A 20,594-nucleotide genomic window follows, 5' to 3' on the forward strand; every position below is an offset into this window, starting at 1 on the left:
TCAGAATGATTCCGATTTATATCTATTTGAATTATAGTACAGCTTATTATAGTTGTAAACCAATCTGCCTAAAATATATCTATTTTTTCAAGAAACCTTACTATTATAACAAAAAGCAGAGAAAAATTCTCTGCTTTCAAAAAATATTCCTATAAACTTTTAGTGAATAGCCGATTTAAACTTACCACCATTTGTCTCTTGCGTGCTCATAATCGTAACAAACGCATTTTCATCAATTTCATGCACAATTGACTTTAATTTCGTCACTTCTAGACGCGTTACAACTGCATAAATAACTTCTTTTTCTTTATCCGTGTAACCACCTTTTGCTACAAGCTTTGTCGTTCCACGGCCAAGACGATGCAAAATCGCGTTTGATACTTCCTCATATTGATCAGATACAATTAAAACCGCCTTCGTTTCATCTAGCCCTTGAATTACTGTATCGATTGTTTTAAATGCGATATAGTACGTCATAACAGAATACATCGCTTGTTCCACACCAAACACAAATGCTGCCCATGCAAAAATAAATAAGTTCACAAACATTACGAATTCACCAACAGAGAACGGTAGTTTCTTCGTTAATAAAATCCCCATAATTTCAGTTCCATCTAACGACCCACCATGACGAATTACAAGTCCTACACCAAGACCTAAAATAAGCCCACCAAACACTGTCGCTAAAATAGGTTCTGTTGTAAATGGTGGCACCGCATGTAACGTTGACTCAATGAAAGCTAACGCTACAATACCAAATGTCGAAGATAACATAAATGTTTTTCCAATTTGCTTATAACCGGAATACATAAATGGGATATTGAGAACAACGACTAAAGTAGAAAAACTTAACCACCAAATGTTAGGAGTAAGATAATCTAATATAAGAGAAATACCAATAATTCCACCATCAATAATTTTATTTGGCATTAAAAATAGTTCAATCGCCACCGCCGCGCATGCTGCTCCAAAAATAATCATAACTAAACGATAAATGAGATGAATAACACTTTCTTTTCGATGTTGCTTTTGCTCCATAAGCCCTCCCTGTACTCTTTTTCTGTAGTTTCGTCCTTATATTATAACATACGCTTCTTTTCCTCATGAAAAAAGAAACTCCATACGAATATGTACAAGCTACATGCTCATATATTTCGATAGAAGAACGCGTGAAGGAGGATAATAAGATGAACCTCATTAAACAAATTGTTAATAAAAAATTAAATCATATTTCTACAAAAGAGTTATTAAAATATAGCAAAGAATACGAAGTTCCTATTACAGCCGCACAAGCTGACCAAATCGTTTTACTTATGAAGGGTAAAAATATTAATATTTACGATAACAACGAGCGACTAGAGCTATTAAAACAGATCGCAAAAGTAACTTCCCCTGCCACTGCCCAACAAGTAAATACATTATTTCAGCAACTACTAAAATAAGGAGGGGATTTCCCCTCCTTATTGCGCTTTAATTTTTTCAAGAAGCCCTTCATCAAAAGTGCCGTTTTTCAGCATTTCGATTTCCAATTTATATGGTGGCTTCTTATCTTTTTTATCTTCCCCTACATACGGTGTTTCAAGAATTTTTGGTACATGCATTAACTGTGGATGATGTACAATGTGATGCAATGCTTTATACCCAATGTGACCAAATCCAATGTTTTCATGACGGTCTTTTCCTGCTCCGCGTACATTTTTACTATCATTAATATGAAGTACTTGTAAACGATCTATACCAACGATCTTATCAAATTCGTTTAATACGCCGTCAAAGTCATTTACAATATCATATCCTGCATCGTGCGTATGACACGTATCAAAGCATACGGATAGCTTTTCATTATATTTTACACCATCAATAATCTTTGCAATTTCTTCAAAGCTACGACCGCATTCTGTTCCTTTTCCTGCCATCGTCTCTAACGCAATGTTAACCGTCTGTTCTGGCGTTAACACTTCATTAAGCCCTTTAATAATTTGTTGAATACCAGCATCTGCTCCAGCACCAACGTGCGCTCCTGGGTGAAGAACAATTTGTTTCGCTACACCTAATGCCGATGTTCTTTCAATTTCCATGCGAAGAAAGTCTACACCTAATTGGAATGTTTCTGGCTTCGTCGTATTCCCAACATTAATAATATACGGCGCATGGACGATAATTTCCTCAATTCCGTTCAGCTCCATATGTTTTCTTCCTGCTTCTATGTTCAATTCTTCAATTGGTTTTCTTCGTGTATTTTGCGGTGCACCTGTATAAATCATAAACGTTGTTGCACCGTATGAAACAGCCTCTTCACTTGCTGCTAATAACATTTTCTTACCACTCATAGAAACATGAGATCCAATCTTTAACATACAATCACCTCTTCAATATACAATAGATATAATGATAGCATAATTTGTAGAAATATGTAGTGAATTGTTTGTTCACAAAAGACGCACTACACAAATTCATATGACTATTTAGACAGACTATACTCTTCATTTAAATTAGCGGGATTAAAAAAAGATAAGGGAAACCCCTTATCTTTTTTTATTGCTATATTTTCTCTTCACTTTGTCACGTTCTGTTGCAAGTTTACGTTTATAGTTTGGTTTTACTTTTTTCGGTTTTTTAATAACTTTCGTTGCCATAACATCAAGTTCGTCATTTGGTTTTTTACGGCTCTTACGACGACGACGCTCACCTAAATCTGCCCACTCATCTCCACGTAAATCTACATGTTTAAACTCGATATGACGTTGTTTTTCTAAGCTATCTAATGCTTCTTCGTTTGCTGGATCATAAATCGTCACTGCAATACCAGAATGCCCCGCACGTGCTGTTCTTCCAACGCGGTGAACGAAGAAATCTAAATCTGATGGTAGCTCATAGTTAATAACATGGCTAATCCCTTCAATATCAATACCACGTGCTGCTAAATCAGTCGCAACAATATATTGGAATTCAAGGTCACGAATTTGTTTCATCATTTTTTTACGATCACGTGGTGATAAATCCCCGTGAATTCGTCCAACTTTTAAGCCACGTTCCATTAATCCATCAGCAACTTGGTCTGCCATCTTTTTCGTATTCGTGAAAACAACTGCTAAATACGGTTTAAATTGAAGTAGCATTTTATGCACTAAATCAATTTTATTACGATGTTTAGAAGGCACTAAATAGTGTTCAATGTTTCCAGCTGCAACTTGTTTTGGATTGATATGAATATGCTCTGGATTCTCCATATATTTCTTCAGAAACGGTTTTAGTTTTTGAGGAATTGTTGCAGAGAAAACTAACATTTGCAAGTTTTTAGGCATGCGTGCTGCAATTTTGTCTACATCATGAATGAATCCCATATCAAGCATTAAGTCTGCTTCATCGACAATAATCGTATTTGCTTTATGAACAAATAATGCTTGTTCTTCAACTAAGTCTTTAATACGTCCTGGTGTCCCAACTACGATATGAGGTTGTTTTTTCAATTTCTCAATTGAACGTTGTTTATCAGTTCCACCAATTAAACAACGTGCTGTAATCATTTGGTCTTCCGCACAAAACTTTGTTAATTTCACGATTTCTTCGTAAATTTGTTGTGCTAACTCACGAGTAGGCGCTGTAATAACAAGTTGTACTTCTTCACGACTTGCATTAATTCTGTTTAATGTAGGAAGTAAGTATGCATGTGTTTTCCCAGAACCTGTTTGGGATTGTCCAATTACACTTACACCTTTTTTCACGACTGGGAAAATTTTCTGCTGAATTCCTGTCGGCTCTGTAAAGCGTAGTTCACGAACTGCATCTATTAAAAATGGTTTAAAATCATACTGTGTAAAAGTTTGTTGTGTCATAAGTTACACCTTCTTTCTAAAATTTCTACTGCGCGCACAAATCAGTCAAGTCTACATTATATCGAAATCTACAAGTAAAATCCATCTTTAGTTTAGGTTTTCACTTCAAAAACTAACCTTCTTCCCTTTTATTGCATATTGTATGTGTATATACCTAACTGAAGAAAGGAGGATTTCTCACATGTTTCCGAAATCCCCTACAAGGCAAATGTATCCGAATCCAGGGCAGCAACCTTATACACCATATCCAATTCCACAACTACCACCAATGGCACAAAAAAAGAAAGGTTTTCTTGCTAAGCTTTTTAAAAAACACGATCCAACCGAGCCTTTTATGCAAATGGTTCCACCTTACCGACAAATGGAAGGGCAACCGATGATGCATCAGCAACCACCACCGCCCCAATATCAACAGCAATACCAACAACAATATCCGCAGCAACATCCACAATATCAACCATACATGCAGCAATATCCTGAGCAAATGATACCGCCTCAAATGTATGAATCAACTGAAACGCGCGGGGGCACAACTACAGCTGCGGCAACAGCAAGCAGTGGCATCGGCAGTTTTTTTTCGAACTTAATTTCAAATCCAACTAATATGATAAATAACATCGAAAAAGTATCCCAAGTCGTTCAATCTGTAGGTCCTGTCGTCGAACAGTACGGTCCTATTATGCGTAGTCTACCAAGCATTGTTAAAATCCTCACCTCTGGAAAAAGCACGGAAGAAAATCAAACGGAAAATGTAACAGAGCCAGTTGAAGTAGAAAGTCCGCCTCCTGCACCTCAAAAAAAGAAACGAAAACGAAAGAAAATAGTGATTGAACCTGTAATAGAAAAAGAGTTACCGAAAGAACCAGTTCAACAAACAGCAACAAAACCAAAACTATATGTGTAACAATCCTTTGTTTTCTATCCACTCCTCCTTTATAATGTAAAAGACTATGCACAAAAGTATCCCTTGTTTAGAAGGAGAGGATTACTCATATGAAAATTGTTAAAATTTCCCCTCGTGGTTATTGCTACGGTGTTGTCGATGCAATGGTAATTGCACGTAACGCCGCATTAGATAAATCATTGCCGAGACCCATTTATATTTTAGGTATGATTGTTCACAATAAACATGTTACAGACGCTTTTGAAGAAGATGGAATCATCACATTAGACGGTCCAAGTCGCTTAGAAATTTTAGATAAAATTGATTCTGGTACTGTTATTTTCACTGCACACGGTGTTTCTCCAGAAGTTAAACAACGCGCAAAAGAAAAAGGTTTAACAACAATCGATGCTACTTGCCCAGATGTTACCAAGACGCATGACCTTATCGAAGCTAAGAAAGCGGAAGGGTATCATGTCATTTATATCGGTAAAAAAAATCATCCAGAGCCAGAAGGCGCAGTTGGTATTGCACCTGACATCGTTCACCTTATCGAAAGAGCCGATGATTTAAAAACATTAGAAATCCCAACAGATAAAATTTTAGTAACAAATCAAACAACGATGAGTCAATGGGATGTTCAACATTTAATGGAGGACATTCAAAAAAAATTCCCAACAGCAGAATTCCATAAAGAAATTTGTTTAGCAACTCAAGTTCGCCAAGAAGCTGTCGCTAAACAAGCTGATGTTGCAGACTTAACAATTGTTGTTGGTGATCCGAAAAGTAACAATTCAAATCGCTTAGCACAAGTATCACAAGAAATCGCGGGTACAAAAGCATATCGAGTTGCTGATGTAAGCGAAATTCAATTAGAGTGGCTACAAGGTGTAGAAAACGTAGCTGTTACAGCAGGTGCTTCTACTCCAACGCCAATTACGAAAGAAGTTATCGCTTTCTTAGAGCAATATAACCCAATGAATCCCGCTACATGGGAAAGAGTTCGAAAAGTACCGTTACAAAAAATATTACCTCGCGTGAAAGTGAAAAAAGAACAATAATAAAAACCGTTGCTTGCATGAGCAACGGTTTTTATTTTTCTTATACAAATATAAATGGATCTGTATGTAACTGCGAAGCATGAATGTGTACATTGAGTTTCTTTGCATCTACTTTTTCTTGTAATTGCTTTTGTACACCTTGTTTCATTACTTTTTCAACATTATGTCCTGGGTCAACTATATTTAAACCGAGCATCATCGCATCATGAGCAACATGATAGTACATGTCACCAGTTACATATACATCTGCTCCTTTAAATTTCGCTTGGTTTATATATTTATTACCATCTCCACCAAGTACAGCTACTTTACGCACTTTATCGTCTAACTTACCGACAACTCTTGCGCCCTTCACGTCTAATGATTGTTTCACATGTTCTGCAAATTGACCAAGCGTCATTTCTTCTTGTAAGTATCCTATTTTTCCTAGGCCTAACGTTTCACCTTTATTATCAAGCGGATACACATCGTATGCTACTTCTTCATAAGGGTGCGCCGTTACCATTGCTTTAATCACTTTCCGCTGTAATGAAGCTGGAATAATCGTTTCGATTCGCACTTCTTCTACACGTTCTAACTGTCCAGTTTCCCCGATATAAGGATTTGTCCCCTCTTGAGGTACAAATGTGCCTGTACCCTCGCTACTAAACGTACAGTGGCTATAATTGCCGATATGACCAGCACCTGCGTCTCCTAATGCATTCCTTACTTCTTCTGCATGAGTGACTGGCACAAACACAACAACTTTTTTCATTTCTTCTGCATATGTCGGTGCCAAAACTTCTGTATTTTGCAATCCTAACGCCTCAGCAAGTAAATCATTTACCCCGCCCTTAGCAACATCCACATTTGTATGCGCTGCATAGATTGCAATATCATTTTTAATACACTTTTCAATAATTTTCCCATACGCCTTATCTGTATGAATCGCTTTTAACGGGTTAAAAATTAAAGGATGATGAGCAATAATGACATTTGCCCCTAATTGAATTGCTTCATCCACAACTTCTTCCGTTACATCTAACGCAATCAATACGTGCCGCACCGGTTTATTAAGCGCTCCAATCTGCAGGCCAATCTTATCTCCTTCCATCGCCAAATGCTTCGGATACATACTTTCAAATAAAGAAATAATTTCATGGCCATTTGGAATTTTACTCATGATAAAACCTCCCCTATCATTTTCATTTTCGCTTCTACTTCCCCACGCTTCGCTTTTGTTTCTTCAGAATCAGCTGCACGTTCTAACTGTTTTAAAATATTTTGGAAGTTTTTTAATTCTCCTTCCCATTTTTCAACGAAGGCTTCACTTTTTTCTGTTATTAAAAATGGTCCCATAAACAATTCAGCTTGTTTATTTTCAGAGTAAGGCGCTGCAACATTTCCTCGCTCCCCTACTAAAATTTCGTAAATTTTCCCATCTTCTTTTACGATTTTTTCATGGATAAGCTCCCAACCATTCTCAATAAACCATTCACGAATATGATGCGCTGCAATATTAGGCTGTAAAATTAAACGTGTTACACCTTCTAATTTTTCTTTACCACTTTCTAAAATGTCACGAATTAACGCTCCGCCCATTCCGGCAACTGTAATTACATCTACTTCTCCTGGTGCGATAACAGCTAATCCATTCCCTTTACGCACATCTACTTTATCTTGTAAACCACTTTCAGCTACAGTTGCTTGCGCAGAGCGAAATGGTCCATCTACGACCTCTCCTGCAACTGCTTTTGTAGCAATATTATTTATAATTGTATAACACGGTAAATACGCATGATCCGATCCAATATCAGCGACTGTAGATCCTACTGGTATTTCACGTACAACTTCTTCTAATCGTTTTGAAAGCTTTACTTCATTCATGTATTTCCATTACTCCTTCTCTTGTCAGTCTGTCTCCATGATAATGAATTTATAGTAGTTGTTGCAAGCCCATAACAACAATTCACTGCTCTATCATTCATCGTATTTTAGAAAATATAGAAAAACAAGCCCTTTGCATAAGCAAAAGGCTTGTCATACGGAACTTTATTTTTTCTTCGATAACCAATCAGCTACTTTAGCGGCTTGATCAGCTGGAACTATATTGGCAGGCATATTGCCTTTTCCTTTCGAAAGAATTTCTTTAATTTCATCCTTTGAAAGTTTCCCACCAATTTTTTGCAAGTTAGGTCCAACTGCCCCTTGTAACTGATCACCATGGCAGCTCGTACAGCTTTGCTTCACAATATCTTCTGGTTTTGATGCCGTTTGTGCTGGCTTCCCGCCATTTTTTGCATCAGCTAACTCTTTAGATTTATTTAGCCCCTGAAATGAAAATACAAACATAACGATAATACCCAATGCTGCAATAAGAGCGAACGGAATCAGCGGATTACGTTTCATATCTCTTCTCCCCCCTCTATACCCCTAAATAGTTAGATGATTCAGTCATTTCCATTGTACTTGAAAACGCTCTATCAGAAAAGAGTAAACTACCACTTGTTAAAAATATTCCATAAATTCAGTTTATTGTTTTTTATTGTCATATCGCTTATTATTTCGATAATTATTAACGTTTCTCATCATATTTTTCGCTTTTCTACATATATTTTTGTATAGAATAAACAAAATTAATCGAAAAATCGAAAAATGAGCATTTGCAAATCAAAAGACAATTCTGTAAAATAAATTACAAGAAATTGTAATCGTTGCCGATAGCTAAATTTTAACAAAAATTAACAAAATAAAAAAGTTTACTTCACAATGGTGAAGTAAACTTAAAAAATAACCTATTCTAAGAAATCCTTAAGACGCTTACTACGGCTTGGATGTCTTAATTTGCGAAGTGCTTTTGCTTCAATTTGACGGATACGCTCTCTCGTTACGCCAAATACTTTCCCAACTTCTTCAAGCGTACGAGTTCGTCCATCATCTAAACCGAAACGAAGACGTAGAACATTTTCTTCACGATCTGTTAGCGTATCTAACACATCTTCTAATTGTTCTTTTAGCAATTCATAGGCTGCATGGTCCGCAGGCGATGTTGCTTCTTGGTCTTCAATAAAGTCACCTAAATGGGAGTCATCTTCTTCACCAATTGGTGTTTCAAGAGAAACTGGCTCCTGTGCAATTTTTAAGATTTCACGTACTTTTTCTGGAGCAAGATCCATTTCTTCACCAATCTCTTCAGGAGACGGTTCACGACCTAAATCTTGTAATAATTGGCGTTGTACACGAATTAACTTGTTAATCGTTTCAACCATATGGACTGGAATACGAATTGTTCGCGCTTGGTCTGCAATGGCACGTGTAATAGCTTGGCGAATCCACCAAGTTGCATACGTACTAAATTTGAAACCTTTACGATAATCGAACTTTTCAACAGCTTTAATTAGACCCATATTACCTTCTTGAATTAAGTCTAAGAAAAGCATACCACGGCCTACATAGCGCTTTGCAATACTTACTACAAGACGTAAGTTTGCTTCTGCAAGACGACGTTTCGCTTCTTCATCGCCTTCTTCAATACGCGTTGCAAGTCGAATTTCTTCTTCTGCAGATAGTAAGTCTACACGACCAATTTCTTTTAAATACATACGAACAGGATCGTTGATTTTAACCCCTGGTGGTACACTTAAATCATTGAGGTCAAACTCTTCTTCTGTTTTTGAAATTTGGCGATTATTAGGGCCTTCTTCGTTGTCATTATCACCAACTAAGTCAATGCCTTGTTCACCTAAATATTCATAGTATTCATCCATTTGATCGGATTCAATTTCAAATCCATTCATGCGTTCTGCAATCTCTTCATATGTAAGAACGCCACGTTTTTTTCCGAGCTCAGTGAGTTGTTCTTTCACTTGCTCAAGGGTCATTTCAGTTTCAATTTGTTTAGAACGAGCTGGTTTGTCAGCCATCTGTTCCCCTCCTTACGCGAGATACAAACATTCATTATACTAAAACTTTATCAAAAAAGCTATTTTCTCGCTTTTTGATTTTGTAAATATGCTACATAATATTTAGCAGCCTCTACAGGATCTGTTTTTTCCATTTGTTTCACTTTAAAGATGATCTCCATCTTTTCAAGTTTTTCCTGATGCCGCCTAAGCGTCTCCAAATGGCCTTGCAACACTTCTTCTGTGTATTCTGGATTAATAAATTCATCCGTCGAAATATCAGTGATAATATTTTTCAACTTTTCATCAGAGAGCCAACTTAAAAATGTTCCGACTGAAGGTTCATTTCCCTTTTCATAATATGCGTATAGTTCATATAAAATCCCTTTATGTTCTTCTGTATGAAAATCTTCTATATGGGATTCCATACGAACAGCTACTTCTGCACTTTGCAACATATGGTAAATAATTTCTCTTTCCGCTCTTTCAAAACCTGTTAACTTCGGTTTTGTTTGAACGACTTGAGACGGTTTAGCAACCTGCTTTATTTGTTTTTGCTGTACCTTTTGTTCTTTGCGATATTGGTGCAATTGATTCAAAAGTGTTTCCATTGAATACGAAAATTCTTGCGATAATGACTTCAAATATGACTCTGCCTGCATCGCATCTTGTAACAACGATAACTCTTTTAAAACACTTTTCACATATTCTTCTTTGCCAGACTCATCTTGCAAATTTTTCCCTAAACGCAAATAATTTATTTTAAAACCAACAAAACTCACACTTGATTTCACAAGATTTTCAAAAGCGGTAGTCCCATATTGTTGCACATATTCATCAGGATCAAGCTTATCTGGCAAGGATGTGACTTTCACTTGGCAACCAACTTTTAGCAATAATTGCCCTGCTTTCATCGTCGCTTCTCGCCCTGCTTTATCACCATCATAGCAAAGAACAACAGTTTCAACGTTACGTCGCAGAAGTTTTGCTTGTTCTTCAGTTAAAGCTGTTCCCATTGTCGCAACAGCTTCTTCCACACCACTTTTTACCGCAGCTAGTACATCGGCATATCCTTCAAAAAGAACCACTTGCCCACGCTTTCTAATAAACGGTCTTGCTTGGTGGAAGTTATACAACAATTTACTTTTGTGAAAAATCGGTGTTTCAGGGCTATTTAAATATTTCGGAGTGTCATCCCCTAACGCCCTTCCACTAAACGCTATCACCTTACCTTGTAACGTATAGATCGGGAACATAACTCTTCCACGGAAGCGATCGTAATGACTACCATCCTTCTCACTTCTTATTAGAAGGCCAGCTTGTTCCATACTAGACAGCGATAAACCTCTTTTTTGTAAAATTTTCGTCGCCGCATCCCAAGCAGGTGATGCATAACCAATTTCAAACTTCTCAATCATCTCTTTCGTAATACCACGGTTTAATAAATATGAAAGTGCTTCATTTCCCTCTTCCGTATTTACTAATAAATGATGATAATACTTTTTCAATAATTCATGAGCTTGTTGCATGATGACAGTGTCATCAGATATGTCTTCTTGTTGTCCTTGTCCTGATGTGTACTCTGCAACCGCAATTCCATTTCTTTCGCCTAGCTTTTGAACAGCCTCGGTAAAAGCCAGTCCTTCCATTTTCATTAGAAAGGAAAATACATTTCCACCTTCTCCACATCCGAAGCAATGAAAAATTTGCTTATCAGATGAAACAGAGAATGAAGGAGAATTCTCACCATGAAATGGACAAAGGCCGAAATAGTTACGCCCCTGTTTTCTAAGTTGAACGTATTCACCAATGACTTCTACAATATCGGATGATGTCCGAATCTGTTCAACAACTTCTTCGGGAATTCTGTTCCCCATAACTCCATCTCCGTGTCGTATTTTGTATTCGATATAAATTAAAAAATTCCTTTATAATTCGACAATATTTTTCTAAACTTGTTAGAAAGTGTTGCCGATTACATTGTATAAACGATTTTGAACCTTTCCTATAGGTCCTTTATCTGCATAAATCGCATATACATACTTGCTATATAAAATTGTATACATTTGCTCATCTGTTACAAATGTATCTCTTAGAAACAATACATATACACCTTTTTCCAAGAAGAGTAGCAAGCCACATATACTGTTTGATCTTGAGATCTGTAACTTTTTCATGTTGATCCATATAACAATCAACTCCATTTTGTTCAGTATCTACAATGATCCAATTGCCTTGCTATTTCCTTAAAGGATGAGCATATGATGCGACAAACAAAATTCCGACATGAAATTCCGCTCCAACTTGCACAATTTCAGCCTTCACGGGATATACATCTACACCAACTAATATGTTGTTGATGTTTTGCATATTTCTGTATTCTACATCCCTTCTGTGAATCCTTCCATAATGTGCGTTTTCTTGTATAGATTTTGTCGATTTAACGTAATTACATGTCTTTTTCGTAAATCCTATCCCTAGTTTATTCTGAAAAATTAAAGTCTAAACGTAAAATATAGGTTTTTATCACAATTTTTTATTATAATATATTTTCTTCAACTACGCTACATATCCCTTTATTTTTTCATCTTACATTTCAGGATGACAAACTCACACCTTGAATATACTAAAAGACAAAGGAGTATAAGTATAACCATTACACTACAATCTATTACAAAATCCATAGGTATCATATTTCACACGAGCGAAAAAAGCACATTCACCTTTGGTAAATGTGCTAAAACATTTTTTGGTTTTGCACTGCATTCACAATAATATTTGCTGTTTCTTCAATCGCTTTATTCGATACATCGATTACTTGGCAATTTATTTTACTAATTACTTCCTCAAAGTGATCAATTTCTTCTTGAATACGATTAATATTTGCATATGTTGCTCCATCACTTAATCCAAGTGATTTTAATCGTTCTTTTCGAATATGATTTAACTTATCTGGCGTAATTTTCAAACCGAAACATTTTTCTTTTGCCACTTGATATAGTTCTTCAGGTGGGTCAACTTCTGGCACGAGTGGTACATTCGCAACTTTCAAGCGTTTGTTATGAGCTAAATATTGGGAAAGTGGTGTTTTTGATGTACGCGAAACACCAATCAACACGATATCTGCTTTTAAAATACCTCGTGCATCTCTGCCGTCATCATACTTCACAGCAAACTCAATCGCTTCAATCTTTTTAAAGTATTCTTCATCTAACCTACGGACAACACCTGGCTCATATCTCGGCACTTGCCCCGTAATTTCTTCAATTTGATCAATAAGAGGGCCGATAATATCGTATGCCTCTACCCCTTCTTTTGCAGCCTCTGTTACTAAATACTGGCGCATATCAGGCTTAACTAACGTAAAACATATAAGTGCTTGATTACTCTTAGCAATCGAAATCACTTCTTTTAATGTCCCTGTATCTTCTACATACGGTACACGTCTAATATCAGGAGCAAACGGGAATTGCCCCATTGCTGCTCGAACAACCAAATCAGCCGTTTCCCCTACAGAGTCAGATACGACATATACGATTTTATTATCCATTACATTACCTCACTTTAAACAAATTACACTTATTCGTTATTTACTAAATTTACAAACGCACGTGTAATATTTGTTTTTGTAATTCGCCCAATCACTTCTAAACCTTGTTTCGTATCTTTTACAACTGGCATTGCATCAATCTGTCTTTCTATTAATTCCATCGCAATATCATATAAAGAATCCTCTCTACGACACATCGCAATGTTTGGCATCCTTGTCATGATAATATTAACCGGAAGAGAGGTTAAATCCTGCTTTCCTAAGCTCGCTCTTAATAAATCTTTACGAGACACAACACCAACTAATAGAGTCATCTGATCTACAACGAACAATGTACCAACGTCCTCTAAAAACATCGTACAAATTGCATCGTATACGGAAACATTTTTATCAATTACAACCGGTCTAGATTGATAATCTTGTACTTTAATTTTCTTAACAGCTTCAGATAATAGCTGCCCCCCAGTTTTACCCGTATAAAAATAACCTACGCGTGGACGTGCTTCTAAATAACCAGCCATCGTTAAAATTGCTAAGTCTGGTCTTAGCGTCGCACGTGTTAGACCCAATTGCGCTGCAATTGATTCCCCTGTAATAGGACCGTGATCTTTTACAATCTGAATGATATGTTCTTGCCGTTTATTCAGCTCTATGATAATCACCACCTTTAATGCACAACGAAAAAAGTTATACTATCTCTTAAATATTATATACTAAATATGCTATTCGAAAAAGAAAGTATGTAAAAAGGACCGTATACGGCCCAAAATTATATTTGAAACTTATCAAGTTGTTCTAAAAAACGTCTTGATTTCAAATAAATTCCGCAATATTCATCATAATATGTATTCAATACTAAACGCATTTGTTTTTTTGTGCTATCCTTTACCGATACATTTCCGAGCCTATGTAAATCGAAATGGAAGAAAAGACGTAATAATTTATGAACAGCTTCTCCTACCGGTATACGATATGGGTCTTGCTCTGCATGACGTGAGCACAGAAAACCGCCTTCCCTGACGGAGAAGGCGACAAAGTCTGTTTCTTGATGACAAATCGCACATGTATCAAAGTACGGGCGCATCCCTAATACCGGAAGCATTTTCGTTTGATAAATTAATGATAATACTTCTGGATCAACACCCTCACACATATAATGCAACGTTTGATATAACATTTCAAATAAATACGGATTATGTTTTTTATCTTCTGTTGCTTTATCAGTTAACTCAACAATAAATGATGCATAAGCAGTTAAAAATATATCCTCGCGAATTTCTTTCATAGTTGAAATAATCTCGCCTTGTTGCAATGTTCCAAGCCCAGATCCCATTTGAATTAGAAAATGGCCATGTGTCATTAATTGCGACACAGATGCTAATCGGCTTTTCGGTTTTTTTGCCCCTCTTGCCATTGCACTTACCTTACCAAGTTCTCTTGAGAATATTGTAACAATTTTGTTCGTTTCTCCGTAATCTGTCGTACGGATAACGATGCCCTCAACTTTTTGAAACATGTTCGTCACCATCCAAGGTTTGAACAAAACGGGTCAAGAAATTGGAGAGTCTAGATGCGCTAGCTCCTCTTCATGTTGATCCATCTCATCGTTTACGTCTTTTTCCATTTCTTTCAAAAGCAAGTACGTTTCAATGCTTCCTGTTTTGGAGAAAAACTTCCAGGTAAAATCTAGCATAAGAATCCACCTTTCTCAATAAGCGTAGCCTATAAACCAATTTCCTTTGTTGTTATTAAATTGACCCATTTTGTCCATTTTCATGTGAGAAAAATTTTTCCTAATTTATCAAAGTTCATAAAAACCAATAATCAGTGGATGAACCAACCATCCACTGATTACAACTTTACTCTATTTTAGTACTCATCCTCGCGGAAACCTAGGTCACGAAGCTGAGACATTTTATTACGCCAATCTTTTTGCACTTTTACCCATACTTCTAAAAATACTTTAGAACCAAGTAGCGCTTCAATATCAAAACGAGCTCGCTTACCAACTTCTTTTAACATTTTTCCTTGTTTTCCGATGATGATTCCTTTTTGTGATGCACGTTCAACAACAATCGTTGCATTTATATAAACTGCCCCGCCCTCACGCTTTTGAATCGCATCGATAACAACAGCCACAGAATGCGGCACTTCTTCACGTGTTAAATGTAGTACTTTCTCACGAATAAGCTCTGCAATAATAAATCTCTCCGGATGATCCGTTACTTGATTCTCTGGATAGTATTGTGGTCCTTCTGGTAAATACTTTTTAATTGTTCCAATTAAAGCGTCCACATTATTACCGTCTAACGCAGAAATTGGTACAATCTCTGCAAATTCATGTAGTTTACGATATTGATCAATTAACTCTAGTAATTGCTCTGGATGAAGTTGGTCAATTTTATTAATGACTAAAAATACTGGTTGTTTCGTTTCTTTTAATTTCTCAATGATGAATTCCTCACCACGACCAAATCCTTCAACTGCATTAACCATAAACAGAACAATATCAACTTCTTTTAATGTCGTTTGCGCCATCTTTACCATGAAGTCGCCTAATTTATGTTTAGGTTTATGTATTCCTGGTGTATCAATGAAAATAACTTGTGCATCATTTTCTGTATATACACCTTGAATTTTATTACGAGTCGTTTGTGGCTTATCACTCATAATAGCAATTTTCTGGCCGATAATACGGTTTAAAAATGTAGATTTTCCAACATTCGGTCTGCCAATAATAGAGACAAAACCTGATTTATAACCTTTTCTATTCATGTAAATCCTCCGCTAAAAATGCTCCTGGTAACAATTCTCCGACTGTCGTCTCTTGAACGTCACCATGTAAGTTTGATAAGTATACTTTCGTATCCTGTTTACATAATTCTACCATAACTTGTCGACATGCTCCACAAGGAGGTACTGGACGCTTTGTATCTGCTACAACCGCAATGGCTACAAATTCGTTATCCCCTTCAGAAACCGCCTTAAATAAAGCTGTTCTTTCAGCACAATTACATAAGCCATATGATGCATTCTCAACATTACATCCACGATACACTTTTCCATCGCGCGTTAATAATGCTGCACCTACTTGAAATTTAGAATATGGTACGTACGCTTGTTTACGCGCTTCGATTGCTTCTAGAATTAATTGTTTACTATTCATATTCCCGCATCCTTCCTGTTCACAGCTATGAAGAGATACACTCTCTCATTAAAGGCCCTTACGGCACTTCCAAAGCTTAATAAAAGCTTCGGAATGCAACTATACCATATACGGTAAAAAGATAATAGCACCAATTATAACAGCTATAATTGCAAACAATAAAACCGCTCCTGCCGCAACATCCTTTGCAATTTTTGCAAACGGATGAATATCGGCAGTCGCTAAATCTACCGTTTTTTCCACAGCCGTATTTACCATCTCTAAACTCATTACACTCCCTATTACAATAAGTAATATCATCCACTCTATTTTCGTAATATGGAAATAAAAGCCGCAGCATATAACAATGACTGCGGCTAAATAATGGATTTTCATATTTCGTTCATGACGAAAACAAAAGAATATACCAGCTATAGCATATCCAAAACTATCTATAAGTTTTCCTTTTTTCATCGTCCTAATCCAAAAGCTTCTAAAATTTCTTTTTGTCTTCCGAACATTTCTTTTTCATCTTCTTCTGTCATGTGATCATAACCAAGTAAATGTAAAAAGCCATGTAACGCCAAAAATCCAAGTTCACGATCGAAAGAATGTCCGTACTCTTCAGCTTGCTCTTTCGCCCTTGGAATAGAGATAATAAGATCCCCTAACATGCGCGGCATCTCTGCACCAACAATCTCCATTTCTCCTTCTCCCATCTCTTCCATGGCAAAGGATATTACATCTGTAGGTTGATCTTTATCTCGGTAATCACGATTAATTTCTCTAATGCGCTCATTATCTACAAATGTCACCGATACCTCCGCACCATCCTCGATATTTTCCATTTGAGCTGCTTTTTCTAACACTTCACGAATTAAACTCATATACTCTTCTTTTACTTCTTCTGTTTCATCAATAAAATCAATTAACAAATTCATTCTTTCTCCTTTTCTTCCGGAGGTTCCGGATATGTAATACGCGAATGGAAAATACCATTTAACGTTTCACACAACGTTTTTCCAACGATTTGTAGTTCCTTAAACGTCAAATCACATTCACTAAATTGACCGTCTTGCAGTCGATCTTTAATAATACTTTGCACCAAATTATTAATTTGTTCTGGCGTTGGGTGATTCATAGAACGTACCGCAGCTTCTACACTATCAGCAATACCAACAATTGCCGATTCTTTCGAAGTTGCTTTTGAACCTGGATAACGGAACATCTCTTCTGTATATTTTTCTTTATCTTCTTTAATAGCTTTATAATAAAAATATTTCAGTAACGTTGTACCGTGATGTTGCCCAGCGATATCAATAATTTCTTGTGGAATATGATATTCTTCGAGCATTCTTACTCCATCCGTTACGTGAGCAATTATAATATCTTTACTCGTTACAGGATCTAATTTATCATGCGGGTTTTTAATTCCCATTTGGTTTTCAATAAAGAATTGCGGTTGTACTGTTTTTCCTACATCATGATAATATGCCCCTACACGCGCTAATACACCATTTGCCCCAACTGCTTCACAAGCAGCCTCAGAAAGATTCGCTACCATTACACTATGATGATATGTCCCTGGCGCTTCTAACAAAATTCTGCGTAAAAGCGGATGATTTGGACTTGATAGTTCCATAAGCTTCATACTTGATACGATTCCAAGTCCACTTTCTAAATATGGTAAAATCCCCATAGCCAAAACGGATGATATAATCCCTGAAAGTGAAGCCATTAATAATTGCGTACCAATTTCAAGAGGCGAAAAATTCCCATTACGTAATAATAAAAGCGCCGCCAATACGACTACATTTAATACAGAAACGAGTATACCAGCTTGTAAAATCATTGTACGACGATTTTTTTCTCGCAAGAAAATACTAACCGATAACGAACTTAACAATACGTAAATCCCTACACTATAATTTAATGTACTCGTTACTCCTTCATTAAACATAATACTTCCGCATACAGAAAAAATCATACTCGTTAAAAAGACAAATCGATCACCAATCATTAGTTTTACAAGTATTGTTCCCATCGCAACTGGGACAACATATGCAATCCCTGCGTATTCAAGTTTTTGAAACAAACTAATGATTTTCATTAAGACGATTGTGATAGACAAAATTGTAATATACGCTAAAACATACGGTCTATCTTCTCTTTTTCTCTTTAAAAATAATTCAAATTGTTTATGCATAAAGTATAGTAACACACCAATGAGTACCGCTAATCCAACATAAGGTTGAAAACCGTTCCCTTTTTCTAACAAACCAACTAATTTCAACTGATTATACACATCACTTGAAATTGTTTCACCTTCTCTAACAAGAACTTGTCCTTGAAGAATATAAACAGGTGGAACTAAATCTTCCTCTGCTTTTCTCTTCTCTTTCGTTAAGATTGGGTCATAAAAATAGTTAGCTGAAATTGCATATCTTCCTAGCGCCTTAATTGATTCTTTTAAACCATTATCAACATTAACACTATTCATCTCACTTACATATCGTTCTTTCGCATCTTTCAATTCGTCCATTTTAATATGCTCAGTCATGATACTATTAATCGCTGTGACCGCAGCATCTTTCGCTAATACTAATTGGCTCGGATCTGCATTAATCAAATTCAGTAAGTTTGAATCAGATAACTCTTTCGTTAAGTCAGCGGGTAGTTTCTTTTTTAACTTGTCCACTTTCTCAGCATCAGTCATCTTTTTTTGATCATCCGGTCCAACAGCTTTAATCTCTTGCACCACTTCATCCACTTTAGCAAAGACGTCATTCACAATATCAACTTTGTTTTGTTTATACTCACTTTTATATGTATATTGATCTTCAACTTTTGTAGCGGCTTCTTTTTTCTTTTTATCCGTTGTAACTTTATCTTCAATTTTTATAGGAGAATGGATTGTCTTTTTCGCAATAGAATACATATTAACATCTAATTGTTCTGGTTTTACATTATTCATAAGCGCAAAAAACAGCACTGCTCCTAACACAACGTAAGAAATCCAACTTAGTTTTTTCGAATGTTGTAAATTACGAAACCACTTAGAAATTTCTTGAGATCTTGACATGATTTCAATACCTTCTCCTCTCCAGAAATAAAGTGAAACTATTTATAGCTTTCATTTCTTCTACCAAACGATACTTTGAGGCAATATTTTATACACTAGTACCAATAGTTTATTTTCCTTATCTTTCATGATAGTAAAAAATATGACGTTCGCCAACCTTATCATACAAAAAGAAATGATCCTGACAAATAGGATCATTCCATTTTATCATATGCCTCAATAATACGTTGCACCAATGGATGTCTCACAACGTCCGTTTGTTCTAATGTAATAAATGACAGACCTGATACACCAGATAAAATATTAGCAGCTATAGATAGCCCTGATTTTACCCCTTTTGGCAAGTCTACTTGTGAAGGGTCCCCTGTAATAACCATTTTAGAACTAAAACCTAATCTTGTTAAAAACATTTTTATTTGAGCACCCGTTGTATTTTGAGCCTCATCTAAAATAACAAATGAATCATCAAGCGTACGCCCCCTCATATAAGCAAGCGGAGCTATTTCAATTACTCCTCGCTCCATCATACGCTGCGTATATTCTTGTCCAAGAATATCATGTAAAGCATCATATAACGGGCGTAAGTATGGATCTACCTTCTCTTTCAAATCCCCTGGTAAAAAACCTAAATTTTCTCCAGCTTCTACAGCAGGTCTTGTTAAAATAATTTTCTTTACATATCCTTGTTTTAAAGCCCTCACAGCCATTACTACAGCTAAATATGTTTTTCCAGTTCCTGCAGGCCCTATCCCAAAGACAATATCATTCTTCTTCATCGCATGAATATATCTTCTTTGCCCCATTGTTTTTACACGAATGGATTTACCTTTTGCAGTCTTGAAAATTTCTTCCTCATATAACTCTTCAAATTGAGCAATTTTCCCTTGTTGTGCAAGCTGAATCGCATACGCAACATCTCTCTCTGAAATTGATATACTTTTACGAATTACAACAAGTAATTGCTGTAAGATTTTTTCTACGAGTGCCACCGTTTCAACTGCCCCAGATACATGAACAGTTTCTCCTCTAGTTACGATCGATACATTCAGTTCTCGTTCAATTACTTTTAAATGCGCATCATTAACTCCAAAAAGAGCGATTGCTTCGTTAGCATTTTCCAATTGTTGGTTCATTTCTACTAATTGTTCTGCCATTA

At 36.2% G+C, this 20,594-nt stretch carries 22 protein-coding genes; 3 read left to right on the forward strand and 19 right to left on the reverse strand.

Features of this window, described 5'->3' with window-relative positions; translation table 11 throughout:
- Positions 1-159 precede the first annotated feature (159 nt).
- Positions 160-1,038 carry a YitT family protein gene (locus tag V7S45_RS21000; RefSeq protein WP_000435963.1) on the reverse strand — a complete coding sequence of 293 codons (879 nt, stop codon included), beginning with the start codon at positions 1,036-1,038 and terminating at the stop codon, positions 160-162.
- A 149-nt stretch (positions 1,039-1,187) separates the two neighbouring features.
- On the opposite strand from V7S45_RS21000, the gene V7S45_RS21005 reads away from it, so the two are divergent.
- Positions 1,188-1,442 carry a DUF2624 domain-containing protein gene (locus V7S45_RS21005; protein WP_001048954.1) on the forward strand — a complete coding sequence of 85 codons (255 nt, stop codon included), beginning with the start codon at positions 1,188-1,190 and terminating at the stop codon, positions 1,440-1,442.
- Between the two features lie 18 nt (positions 1,443-1,460).
- Here the strand turns inward: V7S45_RS21005 and V7S45_RS21010 are convergent, their stop codons facing one another.
- Both V7S45_RS21010 and V7S45_RS21015 read right to left on the reverse strand, forming a co-directional pair.
- Entirely contained in the window at positions 1,461-2,357 is an 897-nt protein-coding gene (locus V7S45_RS21010) for a deoxyribonuclease IV (protein WP_000912460.1), read from the reverse strand.
- A 168-nt stretch (positions 2,358-2,525) separates the two neighbouring features.
- Positions 2,526-3,836, reverse strand: a complete 1,311-nt coding sequence (locus tag V7S45_RS21015; RefSeq protein WP_000194017.1) for a DEAD/DEAH box helicase — start codon at positions 3,834-3,836, stop codon at positions 2,526-2,528.
- A 181-nt stretch (positions 3,837-4,017) separates the two neighbouring features.
- Here V7S45_RS21015 and V7S45_RS21020 point away from each other — a divergent pair, with 181 nt between their 5' ends.
- Complete coding sequence (locus tag V7S45_RS21020; protein ID WP_063537466.1) at positions 4,018-4,740, forward strand: YqfQ family protein; 723 nt, start codon at positions 4,018-4,020, stop codon at positions 4,738-4,740.
- Between the two features lie 89 nt (positions 4,741-4,829).
- On the forward strand, positions 4,830-5,780 hold the full coding sequence (locus V7S45_RS21025) for a 4-hydroxy-3-methylbut-2-enyl diphosphate reductase (RefSeq protein WP_000706662.1): 951 nt from the start codon (positions 4,830-4,832) through the stop codon (positions 5,778-5,780).
- Positions 5,781-5,820: 40 nt separating this feature from the next.
- On the opposite strand, the gene V7S45_RS21030 is transcribed toward V7S45_RS21025, so the two are convergent.
- From V7S45_RS21030 to V7S45_RS21105, 16 genes are all read right to left on the reverse strand, one after another.
- On the reverse strand, positions 5,821-6,942 hold the full coding sequence (locus tag V7S45_RS21030) for a Nif3-like dinuclear metal center hexameric protein (protein WP_000036243.1): 1,122 nt from the start codon (positions 6,940-6,942) through the stop codon (positions 5,821-5,823).
- The gene (locus V7S45_RS21035) at positions 6,939-7,646 is read right to left on the reverse strand and encodes a tRNA (adenine(22)-N(1))-methyltransferase TrmK (RefSeq protein WP_001006542.1); all 708 of its coding nucleotides are present in this window, start codon (positions 7,644-7,646) and stop codon (positions 6,939-6,941) included. Before V7S45_RS21035 ends, V7S45_RS21030 begins: the two co-directional genes overlap by 4 nt.
- Before the next feature lie 165 nt (positions 7,647-7,811).
- Entirely contained in the window at positions 7,812-8,168 is a 357-nt protein-coding gene (gene cccA / locus V7S45_RS21040; RefSeq protein WP_000828141.1) for a cytochrome c550, read from the reverse strand.
- A 386-nt stretch (positions 8,169-8,554) separates the two neighbouring features.
- Positions 8,555-9,682 carry an RNA polymerase sigma factor RpoD gene (gene rpoD / locus V7S45_RS21045; RefSeq protein ID WP_000764065.1) on the reverse strand — a complete coding sequence of 376 codons (1,128 nt, stop codon included), beginning with the start codon at positions 9,680-9,682 and terminating at the stop codon, positions 8,555-8,557.
- Between the two features lie 59 nt (positions 9,683-9,741).
- Positions 9,742-11,538, reverse strand: coding sequence for a DNA primase (dnaG, locus tag V7S45_RS21050; RefSeq protein ID WP_000528221.1), 1,797 nt, complete (start codon positions 11,536-11,538; stop codon positions 9,742-9,744).
- An 81-nt stretch (positions 11,539-11,619) separates the two neighbouring features.
- The gene (locus V7S45_RS21055; RefSeq protein WP_000479733.1) at positions 11,620-11,763 is read right to left on the reverse strand and encodes a hypothetical protein; all 144 of its coding nucleotides are present in this window, start codon (positions 11,761-11,763) and stop codon (positions 11,620-11,622) included.
- Between the two features lie 635 nt (positions 11,764-12,398).
- Positions 12,399-13,211 (reverse strand): pyruvate, water dikinase regulatory protein, encoded by an 813-nt coding sequence (locus V7S45_RS21060; RefSeq protein ID WP_000368944.1) that lies wholly within the window; start codon positions 13,209-13,211, stop codon positions 12,399-12,401.
- A gap of 29 nt (positions 13,212-13,240) precedes the next feature.
- Positions 13,241-13,873, reverse strand: coding sequence for a helix-turn-helix transcriptional regulator (locus V7S45_RS21065; RefSeq protein WP_000583756.1), 633 nt, complete (start codon positions 13,871-13,873; stop codon positions 13,241-13,243).
- A gap of 107 nt (positions 13,874-13,980) precedes the next feature.
- A complete protein-coding gene (recO, locus tag V7S45_RS21070) occupies positions 13,981-14,727 on the reverse strand; it encodes a DNA repair protein RecO (RefSeq protein ID WP_000487009.1) in 747 nt (248 codons plus the stop codon).
- Positions 14,728-14,760: 33 nt separating this feature from the next.
- Positions 14,761-14,904 carry a YqzL family protein gene (locus tag V7S45_RS21075; protein WP_000883924.1) on the reverse strand — a complete coding sequence of 48 codons (144 nt, stop codon included), beginning with the start codon at positions 14,902-14,904 and terminating at the stop codon, positions 14,761-14,763.
- A gap of 176 nt (positions 14,905-15,080) precedes the next feature.
- The gene (gene era, locus V7S45_RS21080; RefSeq protein ID WP_001080230.1) at positions 15,081-15,986 is read right to left on the reverse strand and encodes a GTPase Era; all 906 of its coding nucleotides are present in this window, start codon (positions 15,984-15,986) and stop codon (positions 15,081-15,083) included.
- Positions 15,979-16,377, reverse strand: a complete 399-nt coding sequence (locus V7S45_RS21085) for a cytidine deaminase (RefSeq protein WP_001086283.1) — start codon at positions 16,375-16,377, stop codon at positions 15,979-15,981. Before V7S45_RS21085 ends, era begins: the two co-directional genes overlap by 8 nt.
- A 99-nt stretch (positions 16,378-16,476) precedes the next feature.
- Positions 16,477-16,830, reverse strand: coding sequence for a diacylglycerol kinase family protein (locus V7S45_RS21090; protein ID WP_000715464.1), 354 nt, complete (start codon positions 16,828-16,830; stop codon positions 16,477-16,479).
- On the reverse strand, positions 16,827-17,297 hold the full coding sequence (gene ybeY / locus V7S45_RS21095) for an rRNA maturation RNase YbeY (protein WP_001050397.1): 471 nt from the start codon (positions 17,295-17,297) through the stop codon (positions 16,827-16,829). The genes V7S45_RS21090 and ybeY overlap by 4 nt, the downstream gene beginning before the upstream one ends.
- Positions 17,294-19,438: an HD family phosphohydrolase gene (locus tag V7S45_RS21100; protein WP_000091510.1), complete on the reverse strand. Its 2,145-nt coding sequence runs from the start codon at positions 19,436-19,438 to the stop codon at positions 17,294-17,296. The genes ybeY and V7S45_RS21100 overlap by 4 nt, the downstream gene beginning before the upstream one ends.
- A 194-nt stretch (positions 19,439-19,632) precedes the next feature.
- Positions 19,633-20,592, reverse strand: coding sequence for a PhoH family protein (locus V7S45_RS21105; protein ID WP_000840501.1), 960 nt, complete (start codon positions 20,590-20,592; stop codon positions 19,633-19,635).
- Between the last annotated feature and the right edge of the window lie 2 nt (positions 20,593-20,594).

The sequence above is a fragment of the Bacillus sp. BR3(2024) genome (assembly GCF_039134555.1).
GTDB lineage: Bacteria > Bacillota > Bacilli > Bacillales > Bacillaceae_G > Bacillus_A > Bacillus_A cereus.